The organism is Enterococcus sp. DIV1758, from assembly GCF_051711985.1.
Classification (GTDB): Bacteria; Bacillota; Bacilli; order Lactobacillales; family Enterococcaceae; genus Enterococcus; species Enterococcus faecalis.
This window is the reverse complement of sequence record NZ_JBIOOA010000001.1, coordinates 142,418-162,466: the sequence shown is the minus strand read 5'-3', so window position 1 is coordinate 162,466 and position 20,049 is coordinate 142,418. Positions and strand designations below refer to the sequence as shown.

Annotated in this window: 23 protein-coding genes; 5 read left to right on the top strand and 18 right to left on the bottom strand. The window is 33.6% G+C overall.

Annotated features, from left to right (window positions below; translation table 11 throughout):
- Positions 1–2: 2 nt before the first annotated feature.
- Together IGJ52_RS00770 and IGJ52_RS00765 are read right to left on the bottom strand one after the other, a co-directional pair.
- The gene (locus tag IGJ52_RS00770) at positions 3–611 is read right to left on the bottom strand and encodes a class I SAM-dependent methyltransferase (protein WP_002356162.1); all 609 of its coding nucleotides are present in this window, start codon (positions 609–611) and stop codon (positions 3–5) included.
- A gap of 14 nt (positions 612–625) precedes the next feature.
- Positions 626–1,213 (bottom strand): SGNH/GDSL hydrolase family protein, encoded by a 588-nt coding sequence (locus IGJ52_RS00765; protein ID WP_002383835.1) that lies wholly within the window; start codon positions 1,211–1,213, stop codon positions 626–628.
- A 154-nt stretch (positions 1,214–1,367) separates the two neighbouring features.
- Between IGJ52_RS00765 and coaA the strand changes: the two genes are divergently transcribed.
- Together coaA and guaA are read left to right on the top strand one after the other, a co-directional pair.
- Complete coding sequence (gene coaA / locus IGJ52_RS00760; protein WP_002361524.1) at positions 1,368–2,291, top strand: type I pantothenate kinase; 924 nt, start codon at positions 1,368–1,370, stop codon at positions 2,289–2,291.
- A gap of 311 nt (positions 2,292–2,602) precedes the next feature.
- The gene (gene guaA, locus IGJ52_RS00755) at positions 2,603–4,165 is read left to right on the top strand and encodes a glutamine-hydrolyzing GMP synthase (RefSeq protein WP_002356158.1); all 1,563 of its coding nucleotides are present in this window, start codon (positions 2,603–2,605) and stop codon (positions 4,163–4,165) included.
- 77 nt (positions 4,166–4,242) lie between these two features.
- On the opposite strand, the gene IGJ52_RS00750 is transcribed toward guaA, so the two are convergent.
- The 9 genes from IGJ52_RS00750 to IGJ52_RS00710 all read right to left on the bottom strand — a co-directional run bounded on the left by IGJ52_RS00750 (position 4,243) and on the right by IGJ52_RS00710 (position 12,852).
- Entirely contained in the window at positions 4,243–5,409 is a 1,167-nt protein-coding gene (locus IGJ52_RS00750) for a site-specific integrase (protein ID WP_010773682.1), read from the bottom strand.
- A complete protein-coding gene (locus IGJ52_RS00745; RefSeq protein ID WP_010773681.1) occupies positions 5,402–5,614 on the bottom strand; it encodes a DUF3173 domain-containing protein in 213 nt (70 codons plus the stop codon). The genes IGJ52_RS00750 and IGJ52_RS00745 overlap by 8 nt, the downstream gene beginning before the upstream one ends.
- A gap of 80 nt (positions 5,615–5,694) precedes the next feature.
- Positions 5,695–6,063: a hypothetical protein gene (locus tag IGJ52_RS00740; RefSeq protein WP_010773680.1), complete on the bottom strand. Its 369-nt coding sequence runs from the start codon at positions 6,061–6,063 to the stop codon at positions 5,695–5,697.
- 67 nt (positions 6,064–6,130) lie between these two features.
- Entirely contained in the window at positions 6,131–6,667 is a 537-nt protein-coding gene (locus tag IGJ52_RS00735; protein WP_104846675.1) for an EF0163 family protein, read from the bottom strand.
- Complete coding sequence (locus tag IGJ52_RS00730; RefSeq protein WP_342813293.1) at positions 6,664–6,888, bottom strand: hypothetical protein; 225 nt, start codon at positions 6,886–6,888, stop codon at positions 6,664–6,666. The genes IGJ52_RS00735 and IGJ52_RS00730 overlap by 4 nt, the downstream gene beginning before the upstream one ends.
- 19 nt (positions 6,889–6,907) lie before the next feature.
- Positions 6,908–7,204 (bottom strand): hypothetical protein, encoded by a 297-nt coding sequence (locus IGJ52_RS00725; protein ID WP_438791834.1) that lies wholly within the window; start codon positions 7,202–7,204, stop codon positions 6,908–6,910.
- An 11-nt stretch (positions 7,205–7,215) separates the two neighbouring features.
- Complete coding sequence (locus IGJ52_RS00720; protein WP_010773676.1) at positions 7,216–8,244, bottom strand: phage tail tip lysozyme; 1,029 nt, start codon at positions 8,242–8,244, stop codon at positions 7,216–7,218.
- A 42-nt stretch (positions 8,245–8,286) separates the two neighbouring features.
- Complete coding sequence (locus tag IGJ52_RS00715; protein ID WP_438791833.1) at positions 8,287–10,332, bottom strand: hypothetical protein; 2,046 nt, start codon at positions 10,330–10,332, stop codon at positions 8,287–8,289.
- A 15-nt stretch (positions 10,333–10,347) separates the two neighbouring features.
- Entirely contained in the window at positions 10,348–12,852 is a 2,505-nt protein-coding gene (locus IGJ52_RS00710; protein ID WP_438791832.1) for an ATP-binding protein, read from the bottom strand.
- Between the two features lie 161 nt (positions 12,853–13,013).
- Between IGJ52_RS00710 and IGJ52_RS00705 the strand changes: the two genes are divergently transcribed.
- Positions 13,014–13,232: a hypothetical protein gene (locus tag IGJ52_RS00705; protein ID WP_002394251.1), complete on the top strand. Its 219-nt coding sequence runs from the start codon at positions 13,014–13,016 to the stop codon at positions 13,230–13,232.
- A gap of 5 nt (positions 13,233–13,237) precedes the next feature.
- The gene (locus tag IGJ52_RS00700; RefSeq protein WP_002394252.1) at positions 13,238–13,546 is read left to right on the top strand and encodes a hypothetical protein; all 309 of its coding nucleotides are present in this window, start codon (positions 13,238–13,240) and stop codon (positions 13,544–13,546) included.
- Positions 13,547–13,624: 78 nt separating this feature from the next.
- On the opposite strand, the gene IGJ52_RS00695 is transcribed toward IGJ52_RS00700, so the two are convergent.
- Genes IGJ52_RS00695 through IGJ52_RS00675 form a run of 5 tightly spaced genes read right to left on the bottom strand, consistent with a single transcriptional unit; the run spans position 13,625 to position 16,220 of the window.
- The gene (locus IGJ52_RS00695) at positions 13,625–14,014 is read right to left on the bottom strand and encodes a conjugal transfer protein (RefSeq protein WP_081115961.1); all 390 of its coding nucleotides are present in this window, start codon (positions 14,012–14,014) and stop codon (positions 13,625–13,627) included.
- Positions 14,015–14,022: 8 nt separating this feature from the next.
- On the bottom strand, positions 14,023–14,247 hold the full coding sequence (locus IGJ52_RS00690; protein ID WP_002365201.1) for a hypothetical protein: 225 nt from the start codon (positions 14,245–14,247) through the stop codon (positions 14,023–14,025).
- Complete coding sequence (locus tag IGJ52_RS00685) at positions 14,247–15,233, bottom strand: conjugal transfer protein (RefSeq protein WP_438791831.1); 987 nt, start codon at positions 15,231–15,233, stop codon at positions 14,247–14,249. The genes IGJ52_RS00690 and IGJ52_RS00685 overlap by 1 nt, the downstream gene beginning before the upstream one ends.
- Positions 15,214–15,681, bottom strand: a complete 468-nt coding sequence (locus IGJ52_RS00680) for a hypothetical protein (RefSeq protein WP_002365204.1) — start codon at positions 15,679–15,681, stop codon at positions 15,214–15,216. Before IGJ52_RS00680 ends, IGJ52_RS00685 begins: the two co-directional genes overlap by 20 nt.
- A complete protein-coding gene (locus tag IGJ52_RS00675) occupies positions 15,678–16,220 on the bottom strand; it encodes a hypothetical protein (protein ID WP_438791830.1) in 543 nt (180 codons plus the stop codon). Before IGJ52_RS00675 ends, IGJ52_RS00680 begins: the two co-directional genes overlap by 4 nt.
- Before the next feature lie 73 nt (positions 16,221–16,293).
- On the opposite strand from IGJ52_RS00675, the gene IGJ52_RS00670 reads away from it, so the two are divergent.
- Positions 16,294–16,914: a hypothetical protein gene (locus IGJ52_RS00670; protein WP_438791829.1), complete on the top strand. Its 621-nt coding sequence runs from the start codon at positions 16,294–16,296 to the stop codon at positions 16,912–16,914.
- Here IGJ52_RS00670 and IGJ52_RS00665 read toward each other — a convergent pair.
- Both IGJ52_RS00665 and IGJ52_RS00660 read right to left on the bottom strand, forming a co-directional pair.
- On the bottom strand, positions 16,889–17,071 hold the full coding sequence (locus IGJ52_RS00665; RefSeq protein WP_142428260.1) for a hypothetical protein: 183 nt from the start codon (positions 17,069–17,071) through the stop codon (positions 16,889–16,891). The genes IGJ52_RS00670 and IGJ52_RS00665 overlap by 26 nt on opposite strands.
- A 167-nt stretch (positions 17,072–17,238) precedes the next feature.
- Complete coding sequence (locus tag IGJ52_RS00660) at positions 17,239–19,962, bottom strand: MSCRAMM family protein (protein WP_438791828.1); 2,724 nt, start codon at positions 19,960–19,962, stop codon at positions 17,239–17,241.
- Positions 19,963–20,049: the final 87 nt, after the last annotated feature.

The following is a 20,049-nucleotide window of genomic DNA, read 5'->3' as shown; positions in this document are numbered from 1 at the left end:
TTTTACTCTGCTTCTTTAACACTTCGTAAAATATAATAGCCTTTGTCTTTTGTCACAATTTCAACATTGCCAAATACTTCAGCCATTTTCTTTTCTGCACTAGGTGCACCTTGTTTCTTTTGAATAACCACCGTTAGTGTGCCACCAACTTTCAACAACGGAAAAGCCCCTGTTAAAATGCCATGGACAACTTTTTTGCCTGCACGAATGGGCGGATTGCTAACAATCGCCGCGTAGGTCGTTTCGTTTAAGGTTTCATACACATTGGAAGAATGGATATCCACAGTAGTAATTTGGTTGCGTTGGGCGTTCATTTGAGCTAGCCCAACTGCCCGTTGGTTGACATCCACCATTTCCACCAGTCGACCAGTCGCCGCTGCTAAGGACAACCCAATTGGTCCATAGCCACAACCAACATCTAACAAACGGCCTGCTGGTAAATTTTCCCATTCAAAGGCATCAATCAACACACGAGAACCATAATCCACTGTTCCTCTTGAGAAGACCCCGCTATCGGTCGTAAACTGAAAGGTCCGACCACGTAATGGAAAAGACCAGCTTTCTAAATCATGTGCTAATTCTGGATTTTCTGTATAATAATGATTCGCCATTTTGTTCTTCCTATCTATGCTTGTTTTGGTTTTAGTCTACCCTTTATTTCTCGAACAATCAAGGCACCTAATAATTCATAGCCCACTTGTGAAAAATGCAAACCATCTGCTTGTAAAAATTCATCCGTTCCAGGATAAACAGTCATCGCTTTATACAAATCAATAACTGGCAAGTTATGTGCCGCTCCGACTTCTTGTGCAACCTTGACCAATTCCTTGATACGCGTTTGTGGACGTTCTGGACGTCTGCCACTATCCGCATATGGTGGTGTAATTAAAATCACCTTTTCTGAACCAATTTCGTGAATCATTGTTTCAAGGTTTTCTCTAAACGTGGCTACTGTTATATTTCGATCCAGTGACGCATCATTGGCGCCAAAGAAAATCACCACCTCATCAGGTTTCTCAATTAGTACTTCTTTATTTAATCGTTTTAAACCATCCTCTGTTGTATCGCCAGGCATTCCAGCATTAATAACGGCCACTTCTTCTAGACCCATCGCAGCAATATCCCGTTTCACTAAGTCAACAAGAACAGGTGAGACGGCTTCCTCTAAATAACCAGCAGTAATGCTATCACCAAATAATACAATTTTTCTCATGGCTTTTCCCCTCTTTTCTAACAGTTTTCTCTTTTCATGATACCATTTTCATCATAAATTGGCGAAGAAGGGAATTCTTTTGTAAAATCCTGTGTTTCCCTTGTGAAATTATGGTAAAATGTACAAAGATTGAACAGGGTTTGGTGGAGGAACAATGGACGATAAAATGAATTACTACCCAATTTCCAGAGAAGAATGGCATGGGTTTTATCATGACGGCAAAGCACCGTTAACCGAAGCAGAATTGGATAACATTAAAAGTGTGAACGACCAAATTTCACTAAAAGATGTACAAGAAATTTATGTACCCTTAACGCATCTTATCCATTTATACATGAAAGAATTTGAATCGCTAACACTTAGCAAAGGATTATTCCTACATGAATATGTCTCTGTACCACCATTCATCATTGGAATTGCCGGCAGTGTCGCCGTTGGTAAAAGCACCACCGCTCGTCTTTTGCAAAGAATTCTGGCCCGAACGTTTAAACGAAGAAACGTTCAACTCATTACAACGGATGGATTTTTGTATCCCAATAAAGTGTTAGAAGAACAGGGAATGATGGACCGAAAAGGGTTTCCTGAAAGTTATGACATGGAAAAGCTAATTAATTTCTTAAACGAAGTCAAAAGCGGCAAAGACGAAATTAAAGCACCCGTCTATTCTCACAGTGTCTACGATGTTATCGAAGGCGAATATGAGTTGATTCAACAACCAGATATTCTGATTGTTGAAGGCATTAACACCTTACAGTTACCCGCCAATCAACAAATTTATGTGAGTGATTTTTTTGATTTTTCTATTTTTGTGGATGCCGATCCAGCCTTAATTGAAAAATGGTACCTAGAACGTTTTGGGGCCTTATTAGATACGGCTTTCTTAGATCCTAATAATTATTATTACCAATATGCAATTGGCAAACGAGAAGATGCTTTCGCCATGGCACGGAATGTTTGGAAAACCGTGAACTTGCCGAACTTGGAGGAATATATCTTGCCAACGCGCGGACGTGCGGACATTATTTTGCATAAAACGGAAAATCATTTGATTGACCAAATCTATCTACGTAAATATTAAGGGTTGACGAGCTAAGAAATATCCTGTATCTTTTGTAGAAATATCCTTGAAAATTTTCAGCAGAATGCATGACTTTCAAGGAGTAAAATGTTTTAATAAGTATAGCTAGACAAAGAAGAGTACGGAACAAAAGTGAACCACTTTTTAACCGCCTGATTTTCGGCTGTTTAAAAGTAGCCCCTGCGGAATTAAGCCAAAATTTTCTAAAAATCGTAAAACAATTTTTGAAAATCCTCTCTTAATTCTTGGTGCTGACCACTTTTTAACCGCCTTTTCTTTAGATAAATTTAAATGGATAAGGGGTAATAGACGTGACTAACGTTGCCGATTTGACATCTGTCGAAAAAATTATTGTTTTAGACTTTGGTAGTCAGTTTAACCAATTGATTACTCGTCGTATTCGTGAATTTGGCGTATTCTCTGAGTTATTAAGCCACCGAACTACGGCAGAAGAAATTCGCAAAATCGCGCCTAAAGGAATCATCTTCTCAGGTGGACCAAACAGCGTGTATGACAAAGATGCTTTTAGCATTGATCCAGAAATTTATGAGTTAGGAATTCCCATTCTTGGCATCTGCTACGGTATGCAATTAATGACTCATAACTTAGGCGGAAAAGTAGAACCTGCCGCAAACCGTGAATACGGAAAAGCAGAATTAGAAATCCTTGGTGATGCGACATTATTCCAAGGAACACCTGCGAAACAAACCGTTTGGATGAGCCACGGTGATTTAGTAACAGAAATCGCTCCTGGATTCGAAAAAGTTGGGACAAGCAACGACTGTCCAATCGCTTCTATCGAAGATGCCAACCGCAAATTCTACGGCGTACAATTTCACCCAGAAGTTCGTCATTCAGAATATGGTAACGACTTATTACGTCACTTTGCTTTTGATGTGTGTGGCTGTACTGGTGACTGGAGCATGGAAAACTTCATCGATATGGAAGTCGCTAAAATCCGTGAACAAGTAGGCGATAAAAAAGTCTTACTTGGTTTATCAGGTGGCGTTGACTCAAGTGTTGTCGGCGTGCTTTTACAAAAAGCCATTGGCGACCAATTAACTTGTATCTTCGTTGACCATGGATTATTACGTAAAGGTGAAGCAGAACAAGTAATGGAAAGTTTAGGCGGTAAATTTGGCTTAAACATTATTAAAGTAGATGCGAAAGAACGCTTCTTAAGTAAATTAGCAGGCGTTTCTGACCCTGAACAAAAACGTAAAATCATCGGTAACGAATTTGTGTATGTTTTTGATGACGAAGCAACTAAACTTGCTGGGGAAGAAGGCGTTTCATTCCTAGCACAAGGAACTCTTTACACAGACGTCATCGAATCTGGTACAGAAACTGCGCAAACAATTAAATCACATCACAACGTTGGTGGTCTTCCTGAAGACATGCAATTTGAATTAATTGAACCTTTAAATACATTATTCAAAGACGAAGTTCGTGCCTTAGGAACTGAACTTGGCATGCCTGATGCAATCGTTTGGCGCCAACCATTCCCAGGACCAGGATTAGGTATTCGTGTGCTTGGTGAAATTACAGAAGATAAATTACAAATTGTTCGTGATTCAGATGCTATCCTACGTGAAGAAATCGCAGCAGCTGGCTTAGATCGTGACATTTGGCAGTACTTTACTGTCTTACCTGGCATCCGCTCAGTAGGCGTTATGGGTGACGGCCGTACCTACGATTACACAGTCGGTATCCGTGCTGTGACTTCTATCGACGGCATGACCGCTGACTTTGCTCGTATCCCTTGGGATGTTTTACAAAAAATTTCTGTGCGCATCGTGAACGAAGTTGCACATGTAAACCGTATCGTGTACGATATTACTTCAAAACCACCTGCAACTGTGGAGTGGGAATAATAAACAAACCGCTAGAAATGCCTATATAATAGATTTTCTAGCGGTTTTTCTTTTTCATTATCACACTTTTATCACACTTATTTTTTTACTCCTTTAGTAAATTGATTAGTAACTTCTGAAGCCATATTACGTTCAGTAAACTCAACATTAACTATTCCCTTCAATTCATTAGCTATTTCAGTGGAACTACTTGGATATAAGTGTCCATAAGTACCTAAAGTTGTCTGCACATCTTCATGACCCAATCGTTCTTTAATTAACAAAGCATTAGTACCCATACTTATTAATAAAGACGCATGAGAATGTCTTAAAGCATGAATCCTAATATCATGTACCTCTGCTAATTTTGCATGACGTTTAATAATATGTCTTACTGTATGTTTTTGAGTAGGAACTGAATTATAAGATAAAACAAATTCAATTCCTCCAACATCATCTTGCCTTTTTTTCCAATCTCTTAAATAGTGAACTGTATCTTCATCTAAATAAATCGTCCTAATACTGGCTCTAGTCTTTGGAGATACAAATTCATAAGTTTGTGCATTTTTATAATATAGTGAATTTTTTACTGTTAAATATCTTCCATCTAAATTCACATCTTTCCAAGTTAAAGCAGTAGCCTCACCTATTCTCATGCCTGTCATAAATAATAACCAGATACAAATAAAAGAAAAATTTTGATAATAATCTTCTATATAAAAAGTCTTAATAACTTTTTCAAATTCTTCTTTTGTCCAAAAATCAATTTCTTTCTTACTTTTTTTCACATTACCAACGATTTTTGCTGGATTTGAAGAAATCATTCCTAACACAACAGCTCGATCTAAAGACATTTGAAACAGTCCATAAATGTTTCTTACATACGTGTTTTCATACTGTTCCAAAAGCTCATTCTGCCACTTCTGTATATGAACAGGAGCTATACTTTTCAACTTCATTTTAAAAAAATAGGCAAAGGTATTTTTTATCGTACTAAGCCTATTATTATAAGTTCTTTCTTTAACTCGTCCCTTATAATATGGCAAAAAAATAGTATAAAAAAATTCTTCATACAGCATTGTACTGTTTGAAGAATATGCTTCTTTACCAAAGTTACTAATTATCTCAGCATAAGCTTCTCTCGCTTCTTTAATCGTGGAAAAACCCGAACGCATTTTTTGAATCCTCTTACCAGTTACTTCGTCAAAACCCAAACTAGCAGTAAAATAATATTTTCCTCTCTTATCCTTTTTAAACTTAACCAACTGTTTCAACCTCTTTTGCTATAGACCCTAATTCTATACCTAACACACTCTCAACAGCCGAAACAGGTACTCTTCCTAAACGTTTGTTTAAATAATACGAATATCCTTTAGATACCATTGTTGCTTTTGCTTTTCGAATTATATCCTCTGCTTGATATTTGCCATATCCTAAATTCATTAACTCTTCTTTTGTTACAATTAACATTATTTCCCCTCCCAAAAATAAAAAGAGCAACGCTCTATGCATTGCTCTCAAACATAAATTTATTTATCTTAGTTCAGATTCTATTTAAATTTCCCTGATTTATACACTACTTCATAGTTACCTTGTGATTTAACATAATCAAATGAATCTCCATCAAAAGGTTCTGACTCTAATTTTTTATTCTCATTATATAAATATTTCTCTTCAATGTCATTCGATTTCCCTTCATAAGGAATCCATGCTTCAGCTAAATACCGATTTGTATCTTTATCCTTATAAATTAGAAAGCTAAAATCTGATTCTTTATAATCTTTATTATCTAAATCAGAATTCTCTGCAATTATTGCTTTTTTAAATTCTTCACCTGTTTTATCTAATTTAGAACCATTACATGCAGTTAATGTGAAACCTGCAACAACCATCAACAAAATTGAAACTACCTTTTTCATTTTCTCATCTCCTCACTTATACATACATTATACCATTAACTAAAGTACAAATCCATATATATCAAGGTTAATACTCTTGTTTCACTGAATTATAGGTCATTTCCACTACCTTATTTCCTTGCACTTTTGCCAGTAAAAGTACTCTTGTTTTTGTTCCGTTTTGTTCACAATCAAGTAAGACTGCGTATTCCTTTTTATCATTTTGATATATTGCACTTACTTCACCTTTACTTTCCAATTTTGCGCCAGTTTTCACATCAATACCATTTTTCTTTACACATTCAGCAGTCATTAATTTCTTTAATTTTTCGTTACGATCATTGATACTAGAAAAATTAGCATAAGCATTTCCAAAGTCCTCTACCAACTGGTAAGTATCAGATACTTTTTCTTCTGCTAGTTTATCTTTAATCTGCATAGGTTTAGTACTACTTTTTTCAGTTACTTCACTTCCTTTCGTAGAAGTCATATCATCAACTGGTTTCATATCCACAGAGTCAGTTGCTGACGAGACCACCGTTTCATGACCTTTAGTATTCCCGCCACATGCAGTAAATACTAATCCAGCACCTAATAATAAAACTACTAAACTTAACTTTTTCATTTTCTACCTACTTTCTTTGAAATGCGTTGTACTTCTTTAACATACACAATCTTTGAAAAAATCCCCTCAGAAAATTTAACACGATACTCTTTATTATTCATAGCTACTAAAAAACCATCTTGATACTTTTGAACTGCAAATTCATTTTTTTTACAGTTAAATCTCGAACAAACTTCTTTTATCTGACGATTGGTTAATCCACTTCTCTTATTTAAAAACATTTTTAACTTCCTCCTTAGCTTAAATTATCTTGGCTATCTCTGTTTTCATATCTAAAAGCATTCTCTGAACCGTTCGAGAATAATTTTCACTTTCAATAGACATCAAAAATTTTTTTAAATCCTCTAAGACCAATTGTATATAATTATTTTTTTCTAGCTCTGTTAAATTTCCCATAAAATCAGCTAAACTTATAAATAATTCTAAATCTATTTGTTTAAATTGCTTTTGATAGACAGGAAAATTTATCTCCCTTATTCCTAAAAAATAGCTATTGATAATATTTAATGAAACAACTTCTGATTTACAACTTACCATTCATAGCCCTCCTATTTTCTTACTAAACTCGTTACATGTGGGAAATCTAATCCCCAAGTTCGAGAATACTTAGCAACAATTTGACCTTGTTCCGCATTTTGCTCGTATGTTGTAAATTTTCCTTTGCCTTCTACGCCTGCAACAACACCAGTATGCCCATAAATACTAGTAGCCACACCACCTTGACCAAAATTAATGACATCTCCTGCTTTAATATCTGAATAATTTGGATTCTTTATCACTTTCCAACCTATTGACGGCCAATTGTAATCATTACCAATCTCACTTGCGAACATATGCCCTGTACCCATCATTTGAAAACCTCCTTGTTTTTCAACAAAAAAAGCAGATAAGCCATAACATTGACCACCATTAATAGTTTGTCCCATTACTTTTTCCAAGACATCAATTTTTCCACCACCAATATTGGCTGAACCTCCGCCCATGGAACCTGTAGAAAGTCGTTTATACCAATTGTTGGCACTAGTCTTTCTTTTTACTTGTTCTACAGGATCATCTTTTGTTCCAGCTCGTTCCCACAACTTCAAAATATCTACCGCAAGTGTATTCACATCTTTTGATTTAGACATTCTTTTAAGTAAGTCACTATCAGAACCATCCTTATTCCACGCAAAATCCATTTGTAAAGCTACTGATTTCCATTCCTTTTTTTGACTTTTTGCAAAATTTAATAAATTAACTCTTCGTCCTGAATCCCATTGTCCTAATCCAATTCCATAACCGCCTAAACTAGCGTTATAAGCAATAGAAGGATTAAAAGCCAAATCACTTTGAATTCTAGCAGGATTTAATCCACTTTCATGTTCCATATTGCCAATCCAAGCGGAAGCAAACTGCAACGTTCCACCGTGTGACGTCACGTAGTTAGAAACTTCTAATGCTACTTTTTCCTGTGGTGTAGCAGGCTGAAACTGGGAAGAATCTCCGCTTTCACTAGAAGAAAATACACCTAAAAATAATAAAAAAGGAAGAATAAAAATAAAACAACTAACAATTAAAACCTTGCCTAATTTCTTCATGATCTCTCCTTTCAATAAAAAAGAAGGCTGATAATCATTTCATCAGCCCTCTACAACATCAAAATTATATTCTTCCGTATTCACACTACCAAAAAATTGTTCCTCTGTTTGTTCTAAATTATTAAAGTTTTCTTCTGTTTGGTAAAATGAATAAACGTTATTTAATGAATCATTATTGTTTGTGATTAATTCGCTATCCTCTCCACCATCAAAAAATGCACGTTCTTCACGAGCAAATGCCAACTCATCAAAATTATCGACCGTAACATTCAAATTGTCCGCTATTTCTTGCTCATCAACTTCATGAATTGGCTCTTCTCTATCATTTTCACTTGATTCTACACTTGAATCTAAACTATCAAGTTCATTTTCAATAATTGGCTCTAACTCAATATTACTTTCATCAGCTAAAGAAGTATCAGAATCAGATACAGTTTCATCTAATACAGGAACATCAATTTCTTCTAAAGAATTATCCATTTCATCATCTGTTGAATCTTCAAAATTATCCACTTCATCAGTTAAAGCTTTATCTTCTATTTCTTCTAATTCTTCATTATCAACATTGGTTGGCTCTTCTACTTCCACAATTTCTTCTTCGGGCAACATATCGTCTTTAAATGGTTGTTGTTCTTCTTGAGTAGAACGATTCAACAATGAATTCAATCCTGTTTTAACACCAGCAAATTGCCCATTATCGTCAATAAAATGGTCTTTGGCTAAGTTCAATGCCTTGTCATGTTTTGGCATTAAATGACTAGCACCATCAGCAGCCAACGCTAAATTTCCAGTGGAAGCACCTATTCCTGCTTTTACTGCTCCAACACCAATTTCACCTGTACGCTCAACCGTTTCTTTTGTTTTTTCATTCATTTTTGATTCAAAAGAAGGTTGTTGAACTTGACCATCAGAAAAGAATGATAATATTTTATATCTGCTTTTCCAAATTTTCCGATACAAAATAATTTTCACCAATGCAGTAACAATTAATGTGCCTAAAAGAAAAACACCACCAGACATCACCATTAATAAACTACTACTTACTTTATCCATCAATCCTAAAAACGCTTGGTCAATTAACTTATTGATCCAAAATAACACAGACAAAAATATACCGAAAACTACAGGTAAAAATAAAATGCCAATTAATGATTTAAAAAATTTAAACATCATCATTTGACACCGAGGGAAGAAAGACACCAACGCAATAATCGGAAAAACAAGAATGAGTAAATCAACAATGATTTGAATTACGTTGAGCATAATATTAATATACGTGACAGGCACTGCTAAGACTGCTAAATTGACTACACCCACACCAACGCCAAAAGCTTTTTCCATTGTTTTTGCTCCGTCCTGTGCGAAGTATGGATTATCATCAACTACCTTATCTATATATTTTTTTCTATTTTTTTCAAATTTTTCTTTCTCTTCCTTAGACAATTTAGGCTTTTCTAGTAGTTTACTTTCATCTAATTTCTTACCATTCTCCATTTTCCCATCTAGCGAACCACTATTCACAAAATTAAATGTTTGTTTTACTGTGGCATCAAAAATTGGACTTTGATATACTTCTCCATCTTTAGAACCTTCTGTTCCTAAATTGGCACTTGTGGTAAACGTACTTTGTACTCCTTTAGCAATTGCGTTAGTTGATTGAATCAAGAACATTGAGCCACTTGTTGTGCCCGTTGACGTTGATACAGAGCCAAACCAAAAACCAAACAAAACAACAACTGCTAAATAATGAAGGAATACTTTTGAAAAGCTTCTACGACTGGAAAAGAAATGATAAAGCAGATAATATGCACTAATAAGAATCGCTAATGCTAGTAAAGAACCACCTCTAAATCCCTTGCCACCAATGCCACTTAGAACATTTTTTGACATATTCAATACTGTTTCTTGTTTTCCTTCAAAGAAACTAGATTGGTTTAAGACGTTCTCACAAAAAAGGAAAAAAGAAACAAACATTCGTAAGATAAAGAATGGTATATCTACAAAGAACCAATTCACTACTTGCCATCCTTTATCCAACAAACCACCATCAACCGTATACGCACTATAACTGTCAATTAGATACTGCATATTCTCACTTCCTTCCTATGCAACAAAGCGGTTCTCCATTTTAGAAGCTTCTGTATCATCAACGGTTTTGAACAGTTCCAACCATTCTTCAAAAATAACATGAACAACAATTCGATTAGTCTGACCAAACATATCTTTCATTAAACACTGACCTTGAACCATATTTGAGACCCATTTCATGTTAATTTCGTTCACTGGTAAATTGAGATATTTCAAAACACCTTCTCGATTTTGAACTTCATCAAAACAAATCACTGTACCAAAACCAGTACCATCTTCACTATCATCCAAATCATTTGTTGATTGTGTAATCAATACTAAGAAATTATTAAACGAACGACCAATACGTTTCATTGATTTTAAAATCGCTTTACCTTCTGGCGAAGATTGAAAAATCCAAGATTCATCAAAGAACGTCACTGTTTCTTCTTTTGGATTTCTTGAACCAAACTTCGAACAAAACGTTCCTAAAGCAAACATCAATGTAACAGAAAGACGTTTATTTTCATCTAAATTTTCATTTTTATCAGTTGGTAAGTCTAAGTCCTCAATTTCTAAAATTGTTACTTTCTTATCGAATGATAGACCCTCAACATCACCATGAGAAAAAGCTAATTCTAAAACTGAACCTTTAACAGTCGACAAAATAAATCTACCCATATCTTTCACGTCAGAAATTTCACTTTCCACTAATCGCTCAATTACATGCCAAAACCCAACCTTTTTGCCTTCTTTCCGTTCCAAAACAACTTTCGCAATCGCTTCATTAATTTCTGTTTTTTGCTTTAAATTCCATGTTCCTTCGTATATATTGGTTAACATTGCTTTAGTTGTTGCAATCGCTTCTGTTTCATCAAATAAAACAATCGGGTCAAGCACGCCATGGTTTTTCGTATCACGTACATCTAAAGTGACGAAATTAAAGGACTTCACAAAATCAACATCTAAAGGATATTTCTTTTGATATTCAAGGGCATTGATTGTATACATAAATTGCTTTCGCATTTCTTTTTTTGGATCAATGTATAACACTCTGTCTTTTAAAAGTGCCATTTGCATAAATAAGGTTTTAGCCGTCACTGATTTTCCATTCCCAGTATCACCTGTAAGCGCCCAATGTGGGTTGTTTGTTTTCTTTCCATCAACCCCTTCTTTATTTGCTAATAGCATGTTCATAAAAATTAGATTTTTTGAACTAGAAATAATAGATTTTCTATCTTCTTTTTCTTCCAAAGTTGTATCCACTCGTCCAAGGTAAAAGCCTAACTTCGTACCTGCATGAAGTGAAGTAAAGAAATTCAACTCGGCAAACGATTCAATTGTTGACGTGTGTTGCCAACGAGAAGTCTGCATGCGGATAAAATTACCAAACAAAGTGGATTGAAATAAATAAGGATTATCAAACGTTGCTTTAATAAGTGGAATATCTAAACTATCAAAACGATTGATTAAATATTTTTTTCTTGCACGCATTTGTTTTTTCGTGCTACCACTAACAACAATCACTGCTTTCCAGTCAATAATATCCACACCATCATCAATTTTTTGGTCTAAATCGTCTAGTGATAATTGCCCTTCAACAATCTTTCGTTTTTGTTTAGAACCAGCTAAGTGTGCTTCCTGCATGATATTCTTAGTGCGGGTTCTTGCACGTGACGAACGCCCAGACAGTGCTAATTGCCCTTTACTTTCTGCAAAAGTCGCTTGAATCTTCACTTCGACTGGGAAAGGCATTTTTTGAACGACCTCTAAAAAATGATTACCATCAAGAAAAACACCTACATCTCCCATTGGAAGATAGGATATATAGCTTTCGCCATAATCACAATTCAAATGCAATCCCCCGCCAAATAATGGTTTAATTTTTGTTGCCATTAAATTATCTAAATTTTGACTAGAAAGAACATCTTGTCGCTCATGAGGAATATTTTTCAAGAATTGGTACGCTTGGTAATAATACAATTCATCTTCCGATAATCGTTCAATTAACAATTCAGATAGATTTTGGTAAACCTCTAATTCTTGTTCTCGATAATCTTTTTCCCAATCTTCTGCTAGTTCTACATCAAAACCTAAGCCTTTGACAAACTTTTCCGATACGTTACTAATTGAGTTAGTAACGGTTTCTTTTAAATCAACAGCGAGATCTTTCTTGATTAAAGGTACACCAATAATCCACGTATATTCGTAAACCATACCCATTTCTTGTTCTAAAACCATTGCCGTTTTCATCAATTTATCTACGCCTACTTCATAATTATTAGAATCAATTAAAGAACGCATAGCACCCATTTTTCCTCGAATGTCGGCATTAACTGGCAAAAGGTTAATTTCAAATCCATCATTAGCTTTTAAACGATTTAACGCACGAGAAACTTTCCTTTTCGTTTTTAATTTCTTTTCAACATCAGTCAACATGACAGTTTCAGAGCGAACACGATAGTAAGCTATCGCTGTTTTTTCTTGTGTTAAAACAATATTTCCTTTCATATGATTCGTTAATGGATATTCTAATTGCATATTTTTTCCTTTCTTGTTGATTTTATTTTAGTAATTAACATTAAAAATGATTTTTCAGAAATTTCTATATATTATTGGACAACTTTTTTTCATTCAGTTATTATAAAATAAAGCTATATTTAATATAGCTTTTAAATAATAATTGGAAAGAAGGAAAGTGTATGAAGAAAAAAGTTTTTTTAGCTTTAACTATTTTCGCAATGGTAACACCTTTTATTTTTAGTTCAGAAGCTAGTGCCAGAGAAGCTGAATTTGGTAGCTCTTGCCCTGGTGGTTTTTATTTTAAAAAAGGTGGTTGGTCTACAGGTGGAAAAAATATGAGCGGTGGTTATTGTGTTCCTTTAGGAAATATGGGAAATATGAATAACAAAATTTGGTAATTAAAATGAGAAAAGAAAATGTTATCAAATCCTTTTTATACATTTTAACTCCTATAATCATAGGTACCATTATTTCACTTTTCACCAACGCTCCTATTTTCCTTATAGCGGGAATTATATATATTATTTTATTACTGTTTTTACTTCCTACTTTAGACTTTGGAATTACTGATTTTAACGCCAAACAAATTAATCCTAGCTATAGACCTGAAAGGAAAATAAATAAAAATGAAAGTATTGTTACTGTGCTACTTTTAGTCATTGGAATAATAGTCTGTGCAGTCATGCTTTATTTAAAATATAAAAATTCATAATTTAGACATAAAAAATAAGGAGCTAATGCTATGCGCTCCTTGTTTTTTTATATTCATAGATATAGTGCGCTTTTTGTACTAACGTTTAAATGAAAACTCTTCTATTTCTTTTACTCGTTCGAAAGCTACAATTGGTCTACTATCTAACACATAATTTTTCACATAGACACAACCATCTTTTAAAAAACCAAAGCCTGTTTTTCCTTCGAATTCCTTTTCGGAATACCAACGAGCAACTTTATTCGGCACCAAAACCATGATTAACAAATTTAAGTTAATTCCTAAAATTTGTGGTAATGGTACTTCTTTCCAAAACAAACCAGTTAACACAATCCCTAAGAATAGAATTAGGAGATAGGATAGGCTAACAGGTTGTGCAAATACCCACACCACTTGTCCTTTAGGCGACTTAATAACTTGCATTGAATAAGGGGCTTTTAAGCCCCTCGAATAATCGTAATATTTCATATACTCACCTACATCTTAATTCCAACTAAACTTAGGAACCATTTAACAACCGCAAAAATATTTTTTCCTTGATTCGTTGCAAAGTCCTGTAAGATTAAGGCAATGACAATTACTGAACCAATTTTTGCCCATTCAGCACCTTTCCAGTGTTTTAGAATCAAAATAATTACACCAGCCGCCATAATTGTAATAAAACTTGTACTTAAAAAATTACTCAAATTTCCTGTATTCATTAATCATTTCCTTCTTTCTCTGTAAAGTAATGTTTCATCGTATTAATAAAATAAGAATTCTCCGTTTTAGATAACCAAAGCGAAAAATCCTCTGTATGCGTTAATTTTGTTGTTTTATCTGAAAAAGTAACCGATACTTGAACCCCTGTTACGTCTTTCAGCTTTGTATCAAAAAATTTCATATCACCAGAATCTATTGAAACAAACGAGTCTTGACCTGCTGTCGTTGTTGGATTTTTCATTAACAACATTAATTCTTGTTTATTACCAATTGAATATTTTGTGAAAAACATCTTTAAAAATTTCTCTACAGATTGTTTTTCTTTTCCATCAACATCTATTGGATTTTCTGTCTGTTTTAGAGGTACTGTTTTCCCTTGTGGTAAACTACTTGCTACAAAATAAGGACGTCCTACAATTGAAAACAAATTGTCTTTTACTTGAATTGGTAAAACCATATTCTGTGTCACATTTTCAGTCTTTTTATCTTTCACCAATTCATAATTCATATTTAGATAAACCAAATAACAATCTTCCATTTTCTCTATACGTGATAGAGACGTATTTTTAAACGTACGCAAGACATTCCCTTGTAGGTTTTCTGTTTCATCAACATCTTTTACATCTAGTGATAAATATTTAGATAATCGATCGATACGAGCCTTTTTCGCTTCATCACTTGCTTTAGAGTTGTAATTTAAATACTCTTTCGCAAAATTTTCGACATAAAAAGAGAGGGCTGAATAATCAAGCTCCTCTCTATCAACTTTATTCTTTTTTGATTGTTCGCTTAACGTATCCACTTTTGAATACAAATTGTCTACATTACTTGCCATCACATTAGACCGAATCGCACCAACTCCTGACATCACCAGTAAAACACTAGCGCCAATTAACACAACCTGATTCGCTTTCTTTTGAGAAAAAGTTTTAACCTTTGATATTTTTTCTTTCTTCTCTTTCTTTTTAATTTTCTTTAAATTCATATTCCCCTCCTACTCTTAATAAGCCCAAACAACTTTCAAACGTTTTTAAAAAAGTAGATTTAATCGCCTTTTCAACATAAACTCTCTCTCTAACATGCCCCTTATGTGTTTGAAAGCCTTCTTTATACAAATAAAAATAATACGAATTGTACATTTTATCCCCGTTAGGCTTTCTCAAATATTGACCTTCTGCCATCAAACTAGTTATACCGCCATGAAAAACGTATTGCGCAACAAATTCCTTCTTAAAAGGTACTTCATCAATAATAATCCCCATTTTAAGTAAAGAATTTTTATATTCTTCCATATAAACAATATCTGCTTCATCAATTGGCATTTCATCAACTATGAATCCATGCAAGCGAAGCATTTCAGGAACTGGTACATTTGAATACCTTTGGTAAAATTTACTATGCTCTCTAAAAATTGGCATAATATGTTGATTCATAAAATACAACTCCTTTCCATTTTTCTGTAATATTTATGGTATCTTTCCATAAATTCTCCCCTTAACTCTTCCAAGCCTTGGGTAACTGCTTGTTTAGAACGACTTATCATTAGTTCTTCATAACCCATAGGAAAATCATCATGTGCGATAAAATAATTAATAGCTATCTTCTTTTCTCGTCCTAAAATATAAGATAAATCATCGGATTGATACTTTTCTAATGGCATTTGCTGTTTGACCATTTGTATGTGTAGACCACAAAATTTTTCTTCACTAATCACATCATATTCCACTCGAAATAACTTTAAACGGTCAAGAAAATTTCTTTGAACAATCCTCCCCAGTTCTTTTTCATCAGGCAGATAACCTTTATTTCGTTTATACGTTTCATAAAACAACACAGCAATCTTCTTTTCACATTCTAAAAGTCTTTCTTGCTTGGCAGTTATTTTTTCAGGATTTTTAGATTTAAAAATCAATACCTTAAAATCAAACATGTATTGATTAACAAATTCTTCTTTTGACAACTCTTTTACCATTTTTTATTAATGAATGACACCTCTTTCATATTTTACTTGCTATGCTATAATTTAATTAAAAAAGGAGAACTCTATGGATATTACTTTAGCTCTATTACCTGTTGTTATACCAGTTGTATTAACTGTCTTACTAGCTGAATTTCAACGAAAAAAAATAAATAAGGAAAAAACTTTTTCCGCCACATACGCTCCATATTTTCAACAACATCTTTTCAAAAAATATCTATACTCAATTGAACATCAATTATTTGTAAAAATAACGCAGAAAAACCAGCTTTCTATTCGTTTAGTTATGATCAAACTATTCAAGGATATTGAGAATGATAAAACTCTTTTCACATATTTGGATAACAATTTTATATCGTCCCTATATGATTTTATTCAGACCGCACCTACAAATCGGCATTACCAAGCTAAATACAACAAATTCTCGGCTAACTACTTATATTTACTAAATAAAACTAGAAAAGCACTTAGTTTAGAACCTAGAAAAGATTCTTATATCAAGACTTTCCACTTATATACAGAAAAATATTATTTTTACTATTTACAAAAGAAAAACATAAAAGATACATTTAACTTTTTACTACCCACATTTTTTCTATGTTTCTCTATTACTCTTTTAATCGCAGCCCTTATTAAATTTGTTATCGCCTCAATTCATGTAATCACAGAGTTAACCAAGATACTATAATAACAACCGCTGTTTCTGAGATAGATTGTTGTATATCAAATATTTCTTTATCTTTCAAAAAATTATTTATTTCATTTTGAAATTTAAATAGAGAATCTCCATTACCACCAAATCCTACTAATGAATGACAAAATATTTTAACTTTTCTTGATTTCATACTGTTCCTCCCTTATACAAGTTCTGCAATCACAACAATTCGTCCATCTGTTTTTGTTGCCTGATCACAAGTAATTAATGTTGTTAGTGAACAAGAAAAAATAATATACTTTCTTGTTCACTATTTTTTTAATAAAAAAAGACACAAAAGAATTTCTTTTCTGTCATTTACCCTTTATTTTTCTGTTTTTTTTTGCGTTTTTTGTATTGAATAAACACATACATACTACCTAAAATAACGAAACCGAGACCAACTAACAATGTATTTCCTTTTTCTCCTGTATATGGCAATAATCCACGTTCTGGTTTTTTAGGTTCCTCTTTAATAGTTGGGATAATATCTTGTGTTTTTTCTTTTCCATCAAAATTATGTTCTGTATCTTTTTTATACTCATGATCATTAGGTTTACTATAGCCAATCTCTTTAAAGAAATAACGAGTGCCTTTAGGGTCTTTTCTATAATCATAATCAGCTTTTACTGTTTGAATGGTTTCCTTATCAGATACTTTATAATCCACTTTACCAGAGGACCAAACATCTTTTTCTTTATTATCTGGGGTCACAGCGACTAAAATTGTTTCAAATGCACGTTCTGTGTCTACAGCAATATTTTTATGTGAAATTTTCACATCATCGTATTGTGTAACTAAATCACCCCAAACGAACGTTTGCGTTTTATTGTCTCCAGTATGAGCTTGGGTAGAAATAGAAACTTCAGGCTTTTCAGGGATTTCAGGGGTTAAATCTTGATTTTTTTGTTTTCCATCAAAATTGTGTTCTGTATCTTTTTTGTATTCTTTATCGGAAAGCTTACTGTATCCAACTACTTTGAAGAAGTAACGAGTGCCTTTAGGGTCTTTTTTATAGTCATAATCAGATTGAACACGGTGTGTCGTGTTATTTTCTGTTACTTTATAATCAATTTTCCCAGAAGTCCAAACATCCTTTTCTTTATTATCTGGAGTCACAGCAACTAAAGTATCTTCAAACGCACGTTCTGTACCTATAGCAATATTTTTATGTGAAATTTTCACATCATCATACAGTTTTACATCATCATCCCAAGTAAAGGTTTGTGTTTTCCCGTCTCCAATATGAGCTTGAGAAACAATATCCACGATTGGTGTTTCTGTTGGTGTTGCTTTGTCTTTAAGCGTATAAGTGCCAAGATCAACATTTTCACCTTTCGCTAATTCTTCTTGTGTGAATTGTTCTGTATTTAAGACATTTCCGCTTTTTTGGTCAATTACTGTAAATGTGAATGTATCTGTTTTTTCATCATAAGAGTATTTAATTTCCATGGGGTCAATATTTTGATAACCATCAACACCTTTTGTTTCAGTGATTACATAATCATCAATCGCTAAATCAGCGAAACGGAAGTAGCCTTTTTTACCATCTACATTTGCAGTTGTTTCGGTTTGAATTTCTCCTGTACGTTGATTTGTCAACGTGAACTCAACACCGTTTTTAAAAATTTCATTTGTATCGTTTTGAATTAATTTTTGTCCGTCAAGATTCATACGAATAACATCATCTTTGCTCTTTGAATCTTTAATTACAACAGGCGTGTTTTGATCTTTATATGTCAATTCTACCACGTGTTTTTCTGGATCTAATGTATATCCTGCTGGCGCTTCCGTTTCTTGCCAGTAATACGTTCCTAAGTCTAACTTGTCCATTGAAGCAGTTAGTTTCTCATCTAAAGTAAATTCTTTTAACAAGGTGCCATTTTCCTTAAATAAACCATACTTAGCTCCTACCATTGGATATGTAGGATTTAATGGTTTATCAGAATTAGTCGTTTTATCTTCTTTTATTAAGGTCGTTTTCCCAGTCGCTACTTCATTTTTAAATTCTACTGAAGCTGTTTTTCCAGCTTTTACTACGACTTCTTTGGTATTGTTTTTATCTAGGACATATGGAGCAGGTACAAAAATTTCCGTTGCTTTAACTTTGGCATTATGAGGAATATTTTTTACGATTGCTTCCCCTTTGGTATCAGTTGTGACCGTTTGCTTTTTCCCGTTATATTCTACTTCAAATTTTGTATTTAGAACTGGTTTTCCTGTTTTTTTATCTAATTTAACGATTTTCATTTCACCTGTTGTTACGATTTCAAAATCTATTTTGTACTTACTTGGATCCGCTACCCCAGCACTTAAAACATCTTGAGACCCTGCTTTTTTCCAAACAAAAGGAGTACCCTCTCGTAAGCTTTTTTTCAAAATTAATGTACCTGAAGTATCGGTCGTAATTTTAGGTGTAATCGTCAACTTATTCCCTGATTGTTTGAAATCTACATTAGCAGTATTTTGTGCTACCACATCAAATTGAGATAAATTTGAACCATTCGTATCTGTTAAAACAGTAGATTCACCTAACGTTAGTTTTACCTTACTATTATGAAAAGAGGGTTGTTTTTCATAATTTACAATAACATCGTTAATCTTATTCTTTATTGTCGTTCTTTGTTCTTCTTTTAAATCACCATTTGAATGGACAACAGCTCCCACTTCGTTATAAAGCATTTCTTGTGCTACAAACATTGTATCTAAGTCAGTACCAGCTAGATTCCACAGAGTACTTACCAAATTTGCCTTTCGATTTAAAGCAAAAGGATTACTCGAATATCCTGTACCTTCTAAAACATGACTAAATGGATCCACACAAAATACTAATTCCTTACCATTTCCTCGGTCAAGGTAAATCGGCGCTGTCCAAATGTCTCTTGTTTCTCCTTTCCACGTAACAGACATTTCTCTTTCGTTATTATGATCAAATGAAACATCTGAAGCAGTGACTGCATTGACTGGAACGGCAGTAAACAAAGTCTGCAGACCAATAACTCCAATCATCGCTAAATTTTTAATTTTTCTTGAAATTTTCATTTTTTTCTCCCTCTTCTTTATATTTATTTTGAAACATCAAAAACATACACAAAAAGAAGGTGCTCGTATCATAGTCAATTACTCACC

Excerpts from the sequence above, each read along its gene's own strand:
- IGJ52_RS00770 (WP_002356162.1), bottom strand. The coding sequence starts at position 611 with ATGGCGAATCATTATTATACAGAAAATCCAGAATTAGCACATGATTTA.
- IGJ52_RS00765 (WP_002383835.1), bottom strand. The coding sequence starts at position 1,213 with ATGAGAAAAATTGTATTATTTGGTGATAGCATTACTGCTGGTTATTTA.
- coaA (WP_002361524.1), top strand. The coding sequence starts at position 1,368 with ATGGACGATAAAATGAATTACTACCCAATTTCCAGAGAAGAATGGCAT.
- IGJ52_RS00745 (WP_010773681.1), bottom strand. The coding sequence starts at position 5,614 with ATGTTAATTGTAACAAAAGAAGAGTTAATGAATTTAGGATATGGCAAA.
- IGJ52_RS00740 (WP_010773680.1), bottom strand. The coding sequence starts at position 6,063 with ATGAAAAAGGTAGTTTCAATTTTGTTGATGGTTGTTGCAGGTTTCACA.
- IGJ52_RS00735 (WP_104846675.1), bottom strand. The coding sequence starts at position 6,667 with ATGAAAAAGTTAAGTTTAGTAGTTTTATTATTAGGTGCTGGATTAGTA.
- IGJ52_RS00730 (WP_342813293.1), bottom strand. The coding sequence starts at position 6,888 with ATGTTTTTAAATAAGAGAAGTGGATTAACCAATCGTCAGATAAAAGAA.
- IGJ52_RS00725 (WP_438791834.1), bottom strand. The coding sequence starts at position 7,204 with ATGGTAAGTTGTAAATCAGAAGTTGTTTCATTAAATATTATCAATAGC.
- IGJ52_RS00720 (WP_010773676.1), bottom strand. The coding sequence starts at position 8,244 with ATGAAGAAATTAGGCAAGGTTTTAATTGTTAGTTGTTTTATTTTTATT.
- IGJ52_RS00715 (WP_438791833.1), bottom strand. The coding sequence starts at position 10,332 with ATGCAGTATCTAATTGACAGTTATAGTGCGTATACGGTTGATGGTGGT.
- IGJ52_RS00710 (WP_438791832.1), bottom strand. The coding sequence starts at position 12,852 with ATGCAATTAGAATATCCATTAACGAATCATATGAAAGGAAATATTGTT.
- IGJ52_RS00705 (WP_002394251.1), top strand. The coding sequence starts at position 13,014 with ATGAAGAAAAAAGTTTTTTTAGCTTTAACTATTTTCGCAATGGTAACA.
- IGJ52_RS00700 (WP_002394252.1), top strand. The coding sequence starts at position 13,238 with ATGAGAAAAGAAAATGTTATCAAATCCTTTTTATACATTTTAACTCCT.
- IGJ52_RS00695 (WP_081115961.1), bottom strand. The coding sequence starts at position 14,014 with ATGAAATATTACGATTATTCGAGGGGCTTAAAAGCCCCTTATTCAATG.
- IGJ52_RS00690 (WP_002365201.1), bottom strand. The coding sequence starts at position 14,247 with ATGAATACAGGAAATTTGAGTAATTTTTTAAGTACAAGTTTTATTACA.
- IGJ52_RS00685 (WP_438791831.1), bottom strand. The coding sequence starts at position 15,233 with ATGAATTTAAAGAAAATTAAAAAGAAAGAGAAGAAAGAAAAAATATCA.
- IGJ52_RS00680 (WP_002365204.1), bottom strand. The coding sequence starts at position 15,681 with ATGAATCAACATATTATGCCAATTTTTAGAGAGCATAGTAAATTTTAC.
- IGJ52_RS00675 (WP_438791830.1), bottom strand. The coding sequence starts at position 16,220 with ATGGTAAAAGAGTTGTCAAAAGAAGAATTTGTTAATCAATACATGTTT.
- IGJ52_RS00670 (WP_438791829.1), top strand. The coding sequence starts at position 16,294 with ATGGATATTACTTTAGCTCTATTACCTGTTGTTATACCAGTTGTATTA.
- IGJ52_RS00665 (WP_142428260.1), bottom strand. The coding sequence starts at position 17,071 with ATGAAATCAAGAAAAGTTAAAATATTTTGTCATTCATTAGTAGGATTT.
- IGJ52_RS00660 (WP_438791828.1), bottom strand. The coding sequence starts at position 19,962 with ATGAAAATTTCAAGAAAAATTAAAAATTTAGCGATGATTGGAGTTATT.